A 14,152-nucleotide genomic window follows, 5' to 3' on the forward strand; every position below is an offset into this window, starting at 1 on the left:
CTCAGCTGTTCGCGCCGGGGGCGGATTCGCGGACCGTTCGGAGGATCGCGGGCAGCGCGGCGACGAAGGCGTCGGCCTGTTCCTCGGTGAGGATCATCGGCGGGACCAGCCGCACCGCGTCCGCCACGGCCGCGTTGACCAGGAACCCGGCGTCCTGCGCGGCGGCCTGCACCTGGGCGGCGACCGACGCGGTCAGCACGATGCCGAGCAGCAGCCCCTTGCCGCGGACGTGGTCGACCAGCGGGTCGCCGATCGCCTCGACGCCCACGCGCAGCCGCTCGCCGAGCTTGGCGGCGTGCTCCAGCAGGCCCTGCTCCTCGATGGTGCGCAGCACGGCGAGTCCGGCGGCGGCGACCACCGGGTTGCCGCCGAAGGTGGTGCCGTGCTGACCCGGGCTCAGCAGTTCGGCGGCGTCGCCGAAGGCGAGCACGGCGCCGATCGGCAGGCCGCCGCCGAGGCCCTTGGCGAGGGTCACGACGTCCGGGTCGACGCCGTCGTACGCCTGGTGCGCGAACCAGTGGCCGGTGCGGCCGACGCCGGTCTGGATCTCGTCCAGGACCAGCAGGGTGCCGGTGGCGCGGGTGATCTCGCGGGCCGCCCGCAGGTAGCCGTCGGGCAGCGGAATGGCGCCGTTCTCGCCCTGGATGGGCTCCAGGAAGACCGCGGCGGTGTCGGTGGTGACGGCCTGCCGCAGCGCCTCGACGTCGCCGAACGGGACGTGCGTGACGTCGCCGGGCAGCGGGCGGAACGGGTCCTGCTTGGCGGGCTGGGCGGTCAGCGAGAGCGCGCCCATGGTGCGGCCGTGGAACGCGCCCTCGACCGAGACCAGGTGGGTGCGGCCGGTCAGCCGGGAGATCTTGAAGGCGGCCTCGTTGGCCTCGGCGCCGGAGTTGCAGAAGAACACCCGGCCCGGGCGGCCCGCCAACTCGACCAGTTTCTCGGCGAGTCGGACGGTCGGCTCGGCCATGAACAGGTTGGAGACGTGGCCCAGGGTGGAGATCTGCGCGGTGACCGCCTCGACGATCGCCGGGTGGGCGGTGCCCAGCGCGTTGACCGCGATGCCGCCGACCAGGTCCAGGTACTCCTTGCCGTCGGCGTCCCAGAGCAGCGCGCCCTCGCCGCGCACCAGCGGGATCCGCGGCGTGCCGTAGTTGTGCATCAGCGTGTGCTGGTACCGCTCGGTGATCGATGCGTTGCTCATGCCAGGCCCCCCAGTACGGTCGCCTCGTCGTCGGGCACCACCATGGTGCCGATGCCCTCGTCGGTGAAGATCTCCAGCAGCAGGCTGTGCTGCACCCGGCCGTCCAGCACGCGCGCGGTGCCGACGCCGGAGCGGACGGCGCGCAGGCAGCCCTCCATCTTGGGGAGCATGCCGGTGGCCAGGCCGGGCAGCATCTCGTCCAGCTCACTGGCCGTCAGCTGGCTGATCACGTCGTCGGAGTTCGGCCAGTCCTTGTACAGGCCCTCGACGTCGGTGAGCACCACCAGCATCTCGGCGCCGAGCGCGACCGCCATGGCGGAGGCGGCGGTGTCGGCGTTGATGTTGTAGACGTGGCCGTCGGCGCCGCGGGCGATCGAGGAGATCACCGGGATGCGGCCGTCGGCGATCAGCGCCTTCACCGCGCCGGCCTCGATGTTGACGATGTCGCCGACCAGGCCGATGTCGACCTGCTCGCCGTCGACCACGGCGTAGCGCTTGACCGCGGTCATGGTGTGCGCGTCCTCGCCGGTCATGCCGACCGCGAACGGGCCGTGCTCGTTGAGCAGGCCGACCAGTTCGCGCTGGACCTGCCCGGCGAGCACCATCCGGACCACGTCCATGGTCTCGGGGGTGGTGACCCGCAGGCCCGCGGTGAACGAGGACTCCAGGCCGAGCTTGTCGAGCTGGGCGCTGATCTGCGGGCCGCCGCCGTGCACCACCACGGGGTGCAGGCCGGCATAGCGGAGGAAGACCACGTCCTGGGCGAAGGCGGCCTTCAGCTCCTCGTCGACCATGGCGTTGCCGCCGAACTTGATCACCACGGTCTTGCCGTGGAAACGCTCCAGCCAGGGGAGCGCCTCGATCAGGGTGCGCGCCTTGGGCAGCGCGGCGTTGCTGCGGGCCTGTTCGCCCTTGGGTGCGATCTGCACTGGTCCCTCGTCCCCCGGGTCAGCTGGAGTAGGCGCTGTTCTCGTGCACGTAGTCGGCGGTCAGGTCGTTGGTCCACACGGTGGCGGCGGCCTGACCGGCCTTCAGGTCGGCGGTGATGACGACCTCGCGGTCCTTCATGCTCACCAGCTCGCGGTCCTCGCCGACGCCGCCGTCCTTGCACACCCAGACGCCGTTGATCGCGACGTCGAGGCGGTCCGGGTCGAAGGCGGCGGCGGTGGTGCCGATGGCGGACAGCACGCGGCCCCAGTTGGGGTCCTCGCCGTGGATGGCGCACTTGAGCAGGTTGTTGCGGGAGATGGTGCGGGCCACCTCGACCGCCTCGTCCTCGGTGGCGGCGTTCAGCACGTCGATCCGGATGTCCTTGGACGCGCCCTCGGCGTCGCCGATCAGCTGCCGTGCCAGGTCGGCGCAGACGGTGCGCACGGCCTCGGCGAACTCGGCCTGCCCGGGCGCGACTTCGGAGGCGCCGGAGGCCAGCAGCAGCACCGTGTCGTTGGTGGACATGCAGCCGTCGGAGTCGACCCGGTCGAAGGTGGTGCGGGTGGCGGCGCGCAGCGCGGCGTCCAGGCCCGCGGCGTCGACCACGGCGTCGGTGGTGACCACGACCAGCATGGTGGCCAGGCCCGGGGCGAGCATGCCCGCACCCTTGGCCATGCCGCCGACCGTCCACCCGGCCGGGCTGGTGACCTGGGCGGTCTTGTGCACGGTGTCGGTGGTCTTGATGGCGATCGCGGCCCCGGCGCCGCCGGTCGGCGACAGCGCGGCCACGGCCTGCTCGACGCCGGGCAGCAGCTTGTCCATCGGCAGCCGGACGCCGATCAGGCCGGTCGAGCAGACCGCCACCTCGATCGCCCCGACGCCCAGCTCGGCGGCGACCTTCTCCGCGGTGGCGTGCGTGTCCTGGAACCCCTCGGGGCCGGTGCAGGCGTTGGCGCCACCGGAGTTGAGGACGACGGCGGCCAGCTCGCCGGTCTTCAGCACCTGCTCGGACCACTTCACCGGCGCGGCCTTGACCCGGTTGGAGGTGAAGACGCCCGCCGCGGCGCGCTGCGGCCCGTCGTTGACCACCAGCGCGAGGTCCGGGGTGCCGGACGCCTTGATCCCGGCCGTGACGCCGGCCGCGCGGAAGCCCTTCGCCGCGGTGACGCCGATGTTCTCGTTCCGACCGTTCGTCACGGTGCGACTCCGTTCAGCGGAAGACCCAGCTCCTCGGGCAGCCCGAGGGCGATGTTCATGCTCTGCACCGCGCCGCCCGCGGTGCCCTTCACCAGGTTGTCGATCGCGCTGATCGCGATCACCCGCCCGGCGTGCTCGTCCAGCACCACCTGGACCAGGGCGGCGTTCGAGCCGTACACCGAGCTGGTGTGCGGCCACTGCCCCGCCGGCAGCAGGCGGACGAACGGCTCGTCCCCGTAGGCGCTCTCGTACGCGGCGCGCAGCGACTCCTGCGTGGTCCCCGGCTTCGCCTTCGCCGAGCAGGTGGCCAGGATGCCGCGCGGCATCGGCGCCAGCGTCGGCGTGAACGACACGGTCACGATCTCGCCGGCCAGGGGGGTCAGGTTCTGCGCCATCTCCGGGGTGTGCCGGTGCCCGCCGCCCACGCCGTACGGGCTCATCGAGCCCATCACCTCGCTGCCCAGCAGGTGCGGCTTGGCGGCCTTGCCCGCGCCGGAGGTCCCGGACGCCGCGACCACCACCGCCTCCGGCTCCACCAGGGCGTTCGCGTACATCGGGTACATCGCCAGCGACACCGCGGTCGGGTAGCAGCCCGGCACGGCGATCCGCTTCGCGCCCTTCAGCGCCTGCCGGTGGCCCGGCAGCTCGGGCAGCCCGTACGGCCAGGTGCCGGCGTGCGCGGAGCCGTAGAACTGCTCCCAGTCCGCCGCCGACTTCAGCCGGTGGTCCGCGCCCAGATCCACCACCAGGACGTCCTCGCCCAGCTGTGCCGCCACCTCCGCCGACTGCCCGTGCGGCAGACCGAGGAAGACGATGTCGTGCCCGCCCAGCGTCTCCGCGTTGGTCGGCTCCAGCACCCGGTCGGCCAGGCCCACCAAGTGCGGCTGCAGCGCCCCGAACCCCGTCCCGGCGTTCGATCCGCCGGTCAGCGCCCCGATCTCGACCTCCGGATGCCCCAGCAGCAGCCGCAGCACCTCGCCGCCCGCGTACCCGCTCGCCCCGGCGACGGCAACTCGCAAAGCCATGACATTCCCTCCTGAATCCCAGCATGAATATACGCACCACGGAACATTCATGCAAGGTACCCAAACGTTCGTCCACGCCCGGCTCTGCGGCCTAGCGTGTCCGCATGGAACATGACGAACAGTCAGCCCACGCCTCGTCCTTCGGGTCCGCCGCCCTCGCCTACGCCGAGCACCGCCCGGACTACGCCCGGGCGGCCGTGCGCTGGGCGCTCGACCCCGCGCCGGGCCCGCGGGTGCTCGACCTGGGCGCCGGGACGGGCAAGCTCACCGCCACGCTCGCCGCCCTCGGCATCGAGGTGACCGCCGTCGAACCCGACCCCGCGATGCTCGCCGAGCTGCGCCGCGCGCTGCCGGCCGTCCGCGCCCTGCCGGCCAGTGCGGAGGCGATCCCGCTGCCGGACGGCTCGGTGGACGCCGTGCTGGCGGGCAACGCGATGCACTGGTTCGACATGGCCGTCGCGGGCCCCGAGATCGCCCGGGTCCTCTCCCCCGGCGGCGTCCTGGCCGGGTTGTGGAACCTCCTCGACGACGAGGTCGACTGGGTCGCCGGCCTCGCCCGGGTCAGCGGCCCCGCGGCCGTCGGCCCCCGCGACACCCCGGCGGCCTGGCGTGCCGCGACCGCCGCCATGCACCTCCCGAAGACCGCCGCACCCGCCCTCTTCGGCTCCCCCGAGCAGTCCGCGTTCCCGCACGGCCAGCGCCGCACCGCCGACTCCCTCACCGCCACCCTCGCCACCCGCGCCGGCATGCTCGTCCTCCCGGAACCGGACCGCGCGGCCGCGCTGGGCCGGATCCGCGCCTACCTCGCCGGCCGCCCCGAGACCGCCCACGGCGAGTTCGCCCTGCCGATGCAGACCGGCGTCCTGCGCGTACGGCGGCTCTGACCCGCCGTCGAGTGGCACCGAAAGCGGGAGCCGGCTCACGGCATCAGGCGTTCGCGGTCCTCCTCCGGCAGTGCCGGGTTGGCTGCGGCGGCTTCGGCGACCGCCTCGTCGGGGTCGTCGAGGAGCCAGGCGAGGATCTGCGGGGGGAGGGCGGGGTGCCGGGCGGCGATCAGCTTGGCCTTGGGGTCGGAGAGACAGATCGTCAGGCTGGCCCCGTCGGCGTGCGGGTGCACGGCGACGGCCCGAAGCGCGCGGACGTTCGGGCTCTCGGCGCGGACGATCTCGGCGAGCAGTGCGGCCGTCGCCTCGGGGTTGGCCGCGATCGAGGTGGCCACCTGGCGGCCGAACCGGGCGAGCAGGTCCCGCAGCCGGGCCTCCTCCAGGCCGGGGTGCCCGGCGATGGCGCCGGCGACCTTCGCGTCCCGGTCGGCGAGCAGGGCGTCGCGGACGTCCGCCGGCAGGTCGCGCCGCTGGGCGAGCAGCACCCGCAGCCCGGGGTTGGGCGAGGCGGCCAGCTGCCGGACCTCCTCCTCGGTGGCGGCGGCGATCCGCTGCACCAGGTTCGGCCCGAGCTTGACGGTGCCGGCGAGCCGGTCCAGGACGTCCAGCGGCACGCGCGGATGGCGGGCGACCCGGCGGCGCACGTCGTCGCTGTCGTCCTCGGCGAGGACGCGCAGCAGCGGCTCGCCGACCGCCGGGTTCTCCGCGATCGTCCACCGCAGCCACGGGACGGGGTCGACGGCGAGGTGCGCGTACGCGGCGGCGTCGAGGTCGGTCCGCCGGGCGAGCTCGATCCGCAGCAGCAGGCTGGGTTCGTCCAGGTGCCGGGCGACGGCCTCGGTCGGCGCGGCGGGGTTGCCGAGCACCAGCAACCGGATGTCCTGCCGCGCCCACGCGTGGGTGCCGTCGCAGTACGCGCCGGGCGGCAGGCCGCAGTCCACGTCCTGGCAGTCGGGTGCGTGCGCCCACGGGACGGGGTGCCGCTCGCACACCGGACAGCTGCCCGCGGGCGGGCGGTCGGCCAGCAGATCGGCGAGCACGGCCGGCGGCGTGGCCTCGTTCGCGGCGGCGCCGCGCCTGACCTGCGTGGACGGGTGCGCGGCGAGCCGCGTGAGGACCGACGGGTCGACGGTGTACCAGCCGAGGTCGGCGACCACCTCCGGGTCGGCGTCCTCGGCGAGGCGCGCGGTGACGTCCGCGGGCAGCCCGGGGCAGGCGACGAGGGCCGCCCGGAGCTCCGGCAGGTCCGCGAGCCGCCGCGCCCATTCGACCGGCGCCCGGCCTTCCTCCAGCAGGGCGAGGGCCGCGCGGGGCCGGCGCTGCGGATCGACGTCCTGCGCGAGCAGCGCACCCGCGCGCGCGAGCTTCACGGCCACGTCCTCGCCGAGGGCGGCCAGCGCAGCCACCTGACCGCGCGTCAGGTCCGGCCGACCGGCCAGCTCACCGGCGAGCTCCGGATCGGCGTACTCGATCAGCCGGTCGACCGCCCGGGGCGGCAGTGCGGGGTTGACGGCCAGCCCGGCCCACAGATGGCGCACGGTTTGCATCCTGCCCCACCCGCGCCGGGTCGGCCAGGGGGTATCGCCCGTCCCGCGGCCGCCGACCGGCCCGCGGTGCGGGCGTCAGGTCCACCACTGCCGCGGCGCGGGGATCTCGCGCACGAAGACCACCGCGTCCAGCCGGTCGAGCGTCGCCGGGTCGAGGCCGAAGTAGGTGTGGTCGGCGGGCACGCGCGGGCTCAACTCCCGCGCCAGTGCGGGCACATCGAGGCGGCGCGGGTCGATGACGGTGCGCGGCTCGGGCCGGGTGGCGAGCACGCCCTCGACGGTGTCGGGGCCGGGGCGGTCCGTCTCGGCGCGGATGCCGAAGGCGGTGGCCGCGAAGGCGTAGCCGCTGCCGAGCCGGTTCTCCAGCAGCGAGCCTGCGCTCGCCCAGCGCAGGTCGTGTTCCCCGAGCGCGATCGCCGAACAACTTCGCCGCCGCGCTGCACGCCTACCTGGCCGCCGGCTGACCGGCTGCTCCCCTGACGACCGGTCAGCCAAACCTGTCAGGTCTCCACAGACCTTCCCGGCGCGACATGGTGTCGCCCGGTACCAGGCCTGGCCGGATTGCCCTGGCAGAGTCGGTATCGCCGCGCACCCCGGGCATCCGCCGGGAAGTGGATCATTGTGCGGCCACCACAAAGGGAGTGACGCCAGTGCAGCAGCAGACCGCCCCCGTCCTGGTCACCGGACTCGGGGCCACCACCCCGCTCGGCGGGACCGCCGAGGCCACCTGGGCGGCGATGCTGGCCGGGGCGAACGGCATCCGGCCGCTCGAACGGGACTGGGCCGAGGCCCTGCCGATCCGGATCGCCGGGCAGCTCGCCGTCGAACCCGCCGAGGTGCTGGACCGGGTCGAGGCCCGCCGGCTGGACCGCTGCGAGCAGCTCGCCCTGATCGCCGCCCGCGAGGCGTGGGCGGACGCCGGCGCGCCCGCCGTCGACGGGGAGCGGCTGGCGGTGGTGATCGGCACGGGGACGGGCGGGGCACTCACCCTGCTCGGGCAGAACGACGTGCTGGAGCGTTCCGGGGTGCGCAAGGTCTCGCCGCACACCGTCCCGATGCTGATGGCCAACGGGCCCGCCGCGTGGGTCTCCATCGACCTCGGCGCCCGGGCCGGCGCCCACACCCCCGTCAGCGCCTGCGCCTCGGGCGCGGAGGCGATCGCCCTCGGCCTCGACCTGATCCGCCTCGGCCGGGCCGACGTGGTGATCGCCGGCGGCACCGAGGCGTGCCTGCACCCGCTGCCGCTGGCCGGGTTCGCCCAGGCCCGCGCGCACTCGCTGCGCAACGACGACCCGGCCCACGCCTCCCGCCCGTTCGACCTGGACCGGGACGGCTTCGTGATCGGCGAGGGCGCCGCCGTCCTGGTGCTGGAACGCGCCTCCCACGCGGCGGGCCGCCGCGCCTACGCCGCGCTCGCCGGAGCCGCCGTCACCTCGGACGCGCACCACATCACCGCCGGCCACCCCGACGGCCAGGCCCGGGCGATGCGCCGCGCCCTCGCCGACGCCGCGCTGCCCGCCGAGGCGATCGGGCTGGTCCACGCCCACGCCACCTCGACCCCCAAGGGCGACCTCACCGAGGCCGACAGCCTCGGCCGCGTCTTCGGCCCCCACCGCCCCGCCGTCACCGCCACCAAGTCCATGACCGGCCACCTCTTCGGCGCCGCCGGCTCGTTGGCCGCCCTGGCCACCGTCCGCGCCCTCCACGACGGCCTCGCCCCCGCCATCCGCAACCTCGCCCACCCCGACCCCGCAGCCGCGCTCGACCTCATCACCACCACCCCCCGCCCCCTCACCACCCGCGCCGCCCTCACCAACGCCTTCGGCTTCGGCGGCCACAACGCCAGCCTGGTCTTCACCACCGCCGACTGACGCCCCACCACATCCGACGCGGCCCTCCCCTCACACCGCGCCCGCCGAACGGTGGTACGTGATCGCCCTCAGCCTCAGCGCCTGGTCCGCTCCTCGCCGCCCACTACCACCGCCGCCGCACCCCTGCAGCACCAGTACTGACGATGCGTCAGTTCACCCGCCCGGCTTCCGGATCCAGCGCCGCAGCGAGCCGGGTCAACTCCCCGACCCGCAGCACGCGCCCGGTCGGCGGCAGCGGAACGTGCAACGGCGCCAACCAGCGCGCCGGAATCGCCGCCCGGCCGTACCGCGCACCGGCCAGACCGCCCGTCACCGCAGCGGTGGTGTCGGTGTCACCGCCGAGGTCGATGACCGCGCGCAGGGCGTCGGCGAAGTTGCCGGTGGTGCGCAGCGCCCAGACGGCGGAGCCGAGGCAGGGCCAGACCGCCCCGTTCGCCTCGGTGGCCCGGCTGGGATCCCAGTCCGACGCGAGCACCCGCGCGTAGCGCTCGCGGTGTTCGTCCCGGACGGCGGCGAGCGCGGCGGGCAGGGCGTCGACCGGATCCTCGCCGTCGAGGGCGACCCGGACCAGCTCGTGGTAGATCGCCGTGCCCTCCCACGCGGCGCCGTCCCCGTGGGTGAGCGCGGTGATCTGCCGGGCCGCCGCCATGGTCTTCTCACGGCCCTCCGGCGCGAACCGGACGGCGGCGGTGGTGGCCCGCATCAGCGCACCGTTTCCGGCGGCGCGCAGTTCGTTGTTGAAGTGGACGGCGGCGGCGAGGTCCCAGGGCAGTCCGCTGGTGAGGACGTACTCGGTCTGGATGCCGATGTCCTTGGGCTCACCGGCCGCCCACGCCCGGAATCGCGCGAAGACGTCCGGCAGGTCGAGCCCGCCCGCGTCGACGAGTGACTCGCCGAGGTGCACGGCCATCTGCGTGTCGTCCGTGGCCTCTCCGGGTTCCCACCCGCCGCCCCCGCACATCTCCGACTCACCCGGACCGTCCGCGTCCGCCGGGTCCGCCACCGGCGGGAACCGCGCGCCGAACATCCCGGCCGGCCCGAACTCGAAGGGTGCCCCCAACGCGTCACCGACGGCGGAACCGAGCACCGCACCGGCCACCCGTTCGAACCTGTCCATCCGCCCGCTCCCTCCGGTGTCCGGGCCACGATGATCCACCACCGCCCGGGGCAACCAGGCGGGAGGGTGTCCGGCTCAGGGGGCTGGCTGACGGGCCGTCCGCAGGCGGGGCGACGCCAGGCCCGCGCTTGCGGTCGCGCAGCCGAGGGCGGCGCACAGGGCGGTGGCGGGGCCGGTCGTCGCGGTCAGCCGGCCGAGGGTCACGCCAGCGCCGCGTCGCCCACCAGCGACACCCGCGTCCCGGCCAGCCAGTACACATAGCGGCGGGCCAGCCGCCCGGGCTCGCCTGCCCCCGCGACGACCTCATCGACGACAGGTGATCTCGTGGCGGCCGACCCCGGGACCCCCGACCTGGTCGAGGTCCACCGCCGAGGTCAGCCGCTGGCGTCCAGTGCCGCGGCCCGGTGACGGACCGTCAGCTGCCCGCGGGGCCTCGCATGCCCCGCCACCAGCCCTTCTCGCCGCCGCGCTCCGCTAGCCTGGAGGCACGATGAACCTCTTCACCACCGCCTGGGGCGAGCTCGAGCTGGCCCGGTTCCCCGTGAGTCCGCGCGAGCAACTGCGCGCCTGGGACGCCGCCGACGAGTACCTGCTCCGCCACCTGCACGGGCCGGACGGCGCCGCCCCCGTGCCGCTGGACGGGACGGTGGTGGTGCTAGGCGACCGCTGGGGCACCCTCACCACCGCGCTCACCATCGCCCTGACCAGCGCAGACGCCGCTGACGCCGCAGACGCCGCAGGCACCCGCACGGACGCCACGGTGACGCTGGTCACCGACTCCTACCTGGCGACCCGCGCCACCGCCGCCAACCTGGAGCGCAACAAGGCGGACACGGACCGGGTCCGGCTGCTCACCACCCAGGACGCGCCGCCGCCGCGGATCGACGTCCTGCTGGTCCGGGTGCCGAAGAGCCTGGCGCTGTTGGAGGACCAGCTGCACCGCCTCGCGCCGTCGCTGCACGCGGGCACGGTGGTGGTCGGCGCCGGCATGGTGACGGAGATCCACACCTCCACGCTCCAGCTGTTCGAGCGGCTGCTCGGCCCGACCCGCACCTCCCTGGCGGTGCGCAAGGCCCGGCTGATCCACACCACGCCGGACCCGGAGCTCGTGCGGGCCGCCAACCCGTGGCCGCTGCGCTACCGGCTGCCGGACGGCATCGGCGTGTTGTCGGACCGTCAGGTCGCCAACCAGGCGGGCGTGTTCTGCGCCGACCGGCTCGACATCGGCACCCGGTTCTTCCTCCAGCACCTGCCCGAACTGCGCGCCGGGCAGCGGGTGGTGGACCTCGGCTGCGGCAACGGCATCGTCGGCACGGCCGCCGCGCTGGCCGAGCCGCAGGCCGAACTCCTCTTCCTCGACGAGTCGTTCCAGGCCGTGGCGTCCGCCGAGGAGACCTTCCGCGGCAACCTCGGGCCGGACGCGAAGGCCGACTTCCAGGTCGGCGACGGCCTCGCCGACGTGCCCTCCGCCTCGGCGGACGTGGTGCTCCTCAACCCGCCGTTCCACTCCCACCAGGCCACCACCGACGCGATCGCCTGGCGGATGTTCACCGGCGCCCGCCGCGTGCTGCGCCCGGGCGGCGAGCTCCGGGTGGTCGGCAACCGCCACCTCGCCTACCACGTGAAGCTCCGCCGGATCTTCGGCAACTCCCGCCTGGTGGCGGGCAACCCGAAGTTCGTGGTGCTCAGCGCCGTCCGCTGACCGCCCCCGAGAAGCGCCCCGGGACGAGCTGCCCAAGGAGCGCGGCCCATAGCGCAGAGGCGCTGAGCTGCACGTCGATCGGCCACCCCGCCGTTCACCCGTCCGCGCGATGCCCTAGGGTGAGCGCCGTTTCGCCGCGGACCTCCGGTCGGTGGCCGGTCCGGCGTCGGACCTGGCCTGGCGGCGCCGTCAAGGGGAGGGCCTTGCCATGGACGCCACGCACGCCGCCGAGGGGGCACCCGCTCCCGAGGCGCAGCCGCAGACCTGTTTCCGGCACCCGGACCGCGAGTCGTACGTGCGGTGCACCCGCTGCGACCGCAACGTCTGCCCGGACTGCCGCAAGGACGCCGCGGTCGGATACCAGTGCGTGGAGTGCGTGAAGTCCGGGCACCAGAGCGTGCGGCAGGCCCGGACGGCGTTCGGCGGGCGGATCAGCGCGACGCCGTGGGCGACCATCGTACTGATCGCGCTGAACGTGATCGCCTACCTGCTGGAGCTGGCCCGCCCGGAGATCGTCGACCACTTCGACGTGCTGGGCACCGCGCTGCTCGGTCCGGACGGGCAGCACTACGTCAACAACCTCCCGTACACCCCGTCGGGCTTCACCGCCATCGGCGTGGCGCACGGCGAGTGGTACCGGCTGATCACCGGCACCTTCCTGCACCTGCAGCCCACCTCCGGGCTGTTCGGGATCACCCACATCCTGTTCAACATGTACTGGCTGTGGATACTCGGCCGGGTGGTGGAGGAGCGCCTCGGCGTGCTCCGTTTCAGCGCGCTGTACCTGCTCTCCGGTCTCGGCGGCTCGGTCTTCGCCTACCTGGTCGCGCCCACCCAGCCCTCGCTGGGCGCGTCCGGCGCGATCTTCGGCCTGGCCGGCGGCTACTTCGTGCTGAGCCGCCGGATGCACTACGACCCGCTCGGCGGAAGCCAGTTGATGGTCACCTTCGTGATCTGGATGGTCATCTCGGCGGGCTTCACCTCCTGGGAGGGCCACCTCGGCGGCCTGGTCACCGGCCTGACCACCGGCTACGCGCTGGCCTACGCGCCGCGGCAGCAGCGCAACGCGGTCCAACTGGTCGGCGTCGTCCTGGTGTTCGCCTTCCTGGCCGCCCTGGCCGTACTCAAGACCACGGCCCTGAACAGCCCCTGACACACCCACCCTCAGCCGGGCACAGCCGCACGCACCATCAGCCGGGCACGGCCGCACGCACCGTCAGCCGAGCACAGCCGCAAGCACCCTCAGCCGAGCACGGCGGCGGCCGCCGCCCCGAGCAGCGCCGCCGCCTGTGCCAGCCGCTGCTCGGCGACGCCCGCGTAGCCGAGGGCGATCGCCCCGGGCCCGGGGGTGATCCGGCTCGGCGCGACCGCGGCGACCCGCACCCCGCGGCGCAGCGCGGCGGCCACCAGCGCGGCTTCGTCGAGCCCGTCGGGGAGCTCCGCGTACAGGTGCAACCCGGCGGCGACGCCGCGTAGTTCGACCTGCGGCAGGTGGACGCCGAGGGCGGTGACCAGCGCGTCGCGACGGGCCCGGTAGCGGGGGCGGACGGCGCGCAGGTGCCGGTCGTAGCCGCCGCTCTCCAGCAGTGCGGCGAAGGCGAGTTGGTCGACCGCCCCGGTGCCGAGGTCGGCGTACCGCTTGGCCTCCCGGAACTCCGCGGCGAGCCGGCCCGGCAGGACCGCCCAGCCGAGCCGCAGCCCGGGCGCCAGGGTCTTGCTGAGCGAGCCGAGGTAGACGGTCCGCTCCACCGCCAACCCCTGGACGGCGCCCACGGGTTCGCGGTCGTAGCGGAACTCGGCGTCGTAGTCGTCCTCGATCACCAGCCCGCCGGCCCGCGCCCAGGCGGCGAGTTCGGTGCGCCGCCGCGCGGACAGCACCACCCCGGTCGGATACTGGTGCGCCGGGGTGACCAGCACCGCGTCCGCGCCGCTCGCCGCCAACTCGCGCACCATCAGGCCCTCTTCGTCGACCGGCACACCGATCGGGTCGACCCCGTGGGCGCGCAGCAGCTCCACCGCGCCGGGCGAACCGGGGTCCTCCACCGCGATCCGCCGGTACCCGTGCCCGGCCAGCACCCCGACCAACAGCGACAGGCTCTGCCCGACACCCGCCACCACCATCGTCCGCTCCACCCCGGCGGCCACCGCCCGCACCCGGCCCAGGTAGGACGCCAACTCCCCGCGCAGCCGCGGCAGTCCGGCCGGGTCCCCGTACCCGAGATCCCGGTGGGGCGCCGTCTGCAGCGCCCGCCGCACCGCCGCCGCCCACGCCGCCCGCGGGAACAGCCCGAGGTCGGGCGTCCCCGGCATCAGGTCGTACGCGGGCACCGCCGCCTCCGGGGCCACCGGCCCGTCCGCCCGCGCACCGCCGACCCCCGCCGCGACCCGGGTCCCGGAACCCTGGCGCCCCACCAGGTAGCCCTCCGCGGCCAGTTGCTCGTACGCCTCGACCACCACGCCGCGCGAGACGCCGAGTTCGGCGGCGAGCACCCGCGTCGCCGGCAGCCGCGCCCCGGCCGCCAACCGCCCGTCCCGGACCGCCTCCCGCAGCGCCCGGGTGAGCTGCCCGGTGAGCTCACCGCGCCCGTGGTCCAGCACGATCAGCAGCTCACGCACCCGCATCCACCCGCCCTCTCCACCGACCGCGGACCGTCCGGGCCCCGCCGAATTGGTCCTCT

General features: G+C 74.8%; 12 protein-coding genes. 4 read left to right on the forward strand and 8 right to left on the reverse strand.

The features are described from left to right. Nucleotide 1: 1 nt before the first annotated feature. Genes ACWD4U_RS21205 through argC form a run of 4 tightly spaced genes read right to left on the reverse strand, consistent with a single transcriptional unit; the run spans nucleotide 2 to nucleotide 4,353 of the window. Nucleotides 2-1,201: an acetylornithine transaminase gene (locus ACWD4U_RS21205; protein WP_363453925.1), complete on the reverse strand. Its 1,200-nt coding sequence runs from the start codon at nucleotides 1,199-1,201 to the stop codon at nucleotides 2-4. Further along, nucleotides 1,198-2,130, reverse strand: coding sequence for an acetylglutamate kinase (argB, locus tag ACWD4U_RS21210; RefSeq protein WP_363453923.1), 933 nt, complete (start codon nucleotides 2,128-2,130; stop codon nucleotides 1,198-1,200). Before argB ends, ACWD4U_RS21205 begins: the two co-directional genes overlap by 4 nt. A 19-nt stretch (nucleotides 2,131-2,149) precedes the next feature. Beyond that, entirely contained in the window at nucleotides 2,150-3,304 is a 1,155-nt protein-coding gene (gene argJ / locus ACWD4U_RS21215; RefSeq protein WP_363454051.1) for a bifunctional glutamate N-acetyltransferase/amino-acid acetyltransferase ArgJ, read from the reverse strand. Between the two features lie 20 nt (nucleotides 3,305-3,324). After that, nucleotides 3,325-4,353, reverse strand: coding sequence for an N-acetyl-gamma-glutamyl-phosphate reductase (gene argC, locus ACWD4U_RS21220; protein ID WP_363453921.1), 1,029 nt, complete (start codon nucleotides 4,351-4,353; stop codon nucleotides 3,325-3,327). 104 nt (nucleotides 4,354-4,457) lie between these two features. Here argC and ACWD4U_RS21225 point away from each other — a divergent pair, with 104 nt between their 5' ends. After that, a complete protein-coding gene (locus tag ACWD4U_RS21225) occupies nucleotides 4,458-5,237 on the forward strand; it encodes a class I SAM-dependent methyltransferase (protein ID WP_363453919.1) in 780 nt (259 codons plus the stop codon). A gap of 35 nt (nucleotides 5,238-5,272) precedes the next feature. Here ACWD4U_RS21225 and ACWD4U_RS21230 read toward each other — a convergent pair whose 3' ends face one another. Further along, nucleotides 5,273-6,784, reverse strand: coding sequence for a hypothetical protein (locus ACWD4U_RS21230; RefSeq protein WP_449787257.1), 1,512 nt, complete (start codon nucleotides 6,782-6,784; stop codon nucleotides 5,273-5,275). A gap of 75 nt (nucleotides 6,785-6,859) precedes the next feature. Further along, nucleotides 6,860-7,279, reverse strand: coding sequence for a TraB/GumN family protein (locus ACWD4U_RS21235; RefSeq protein WP_363453915.1), 420 nt, complete (start codon nucleotides 7,277-7,279; stop codon nucleotides 6,860-6,862). Nucleotides 7,280-7,434: 155 nt separating this feature from the next. Between ACWD4U_RS21235 and ACWD4U_RS21240 the strand changes: the two genes are divergently transcribed. Beyond that, nucleotides 7,435-8,655, forward strand: a complete 1,221-nt coding sequence (locus tag ACWD4U_RS21240; RefSeq protein ID WP_363453913.1) for a beta-ketoacyl-[acyl-carrier-protein] synthase family protein — start codon at nucleotides 7,435-7,437, stop codon at nucleotides 8,653-8,655. Between the two features lie 148 nt (nucleotides 8,656-8,803). On the opposite strand, the gene ACWD4U_RS21245 is transcribed toward ACWD4U_RS21240, so the two are convergent. Beyond that, nucleotides 8,804-9,772 carry an ADP-ribosylglycohydrolase family protein gene (locus ACWD4U_RS21245; protein ID WP_363453911.1) on the reverse strand — a complete coding sequence of 323 codons (969 nt, stop codon included), beginning with the start codon at nucleotides 9,770-9,772 and terminating at the stop codon, nucleotides 8,804-8,806. Nucleotides 9,773-10,262: 490 nt separating this feature from the next. Between ACWD4U_RS21245 and ACWD4U_RS21250 the strand changes: the two genes are divergently transcribed. Together ACWD4U_RS21250 and ACWD4U_RS21255 are read left to right on the forward strand one after the other, a co-directional pair. After that, the gene (locus tag ACWD4U_RS21250) at nucleotides 10,263-11,474 is read left to right on the forward strand and encodes a methyltransferase (protein ID WP_363453909.1); all 1,212 of its coding nucleotides are present in this window, start codon (nucleotides 10,263-10,265) and stop codon (nucleotides 11,472-11,474) included. Nucleotides 11,475-11,682: 208 nt separating this feature from the next. Continuing rightward, the gene (locus tag ACWD4U_RS21255; protein WP_363453907.1) at nucleotides 11,683-12,627 is read left to right on the forward strand and encodes a rhomboid family intramembrane serine protease; all 945 of its coding nucleotides are present in this window, start codon (nucleotides 11,683-11,685) and stop codon (nucleotides 12,625-12,627) included. An 89-nt stretch (nucleotides 12,628-12,716) separates the two neighbouring features. Here the strand turns inward: ACWD4U_RS21255 and pdxR are convergent, their stop codons facing one another. Further along, nucleotides 12,717-14,096, reverse strand: coding sequence for a MocR-like pyridoxine biosynthesis transcription factor PdxR (pdxR, locus tag ACWD4U_RS21260; protein ID WP_363453905.1), 1,380 nt, complete (start codon nucleotides 14,094-14,096; stop codon nucleotides 12,717-12,719). Nucleotides 14,097-14,152 lie beyond the last annotated feature (56 nt).

This window comes from Kitasatospora sp. NPDC002522 (assembly GCF_053595195.1).

Bases quoted from the DNA above. Each gene is read 5' to 3' on its own strand.
- ACWD4U_RS21205 (WP_363453925.1), bottom strand. From the start codon at position 1,201: ATGAGCAACGCATCGATCACCGAGCGGTACCAGCACACGCTGATGCAC.
- argC (WP_363453921.1), bottom strand. From the start codon at position 4,353: ATGGCTTTGCGAGTTGCCGTCGCCGGGGCGAGCGGGTACGCGGGCGGC.
- ACWD4U_RS21225 (WP_363453919.1), top strand. From the start codon at position 4,458: ATGGAACATGACGAACAGTCAGCCCACGCCTCGTCCTTCGGGTCCGCC.
- ACWD4U_RS21230 (WP_449787257.1), bottom strand. From the start codon at position 6,784: ATGCAAACCGTGCGCCATCTGTGGGCCGGGCTGGCCGTCAACCCCGCA.
- ACWD4U_RS21245 (WP_363453911.1), bottom strand. From the start codon at position 9,772: ATGGACAGGTTCGAACGGGTGGCCGGTGCGGTGCTCGGTTCCGCCGTC.
- ACWD4U_RS21250 (WP_363453909.1), top strand. From the start codon at position 10,263: ATGAACCTCTTCACCACCGCCTGGGGCGAGCTCGAGCTGGCCCGGTTC.
- ACWD4U_RS21255 (WP_363453907.1), top strand. From the start codon at position 11,683: ATGGACGCCACGCACGCCGCCGAGGGGGCACCCGCTCCCGAGGCGCAG.
- pdxR (WP_363453905.1), bottom strand. From the start codon at position 14,096: ATGCGGGTGCGTGAGCTGCTGATCGTGCTGGACCACGGGCGCGGTGAG.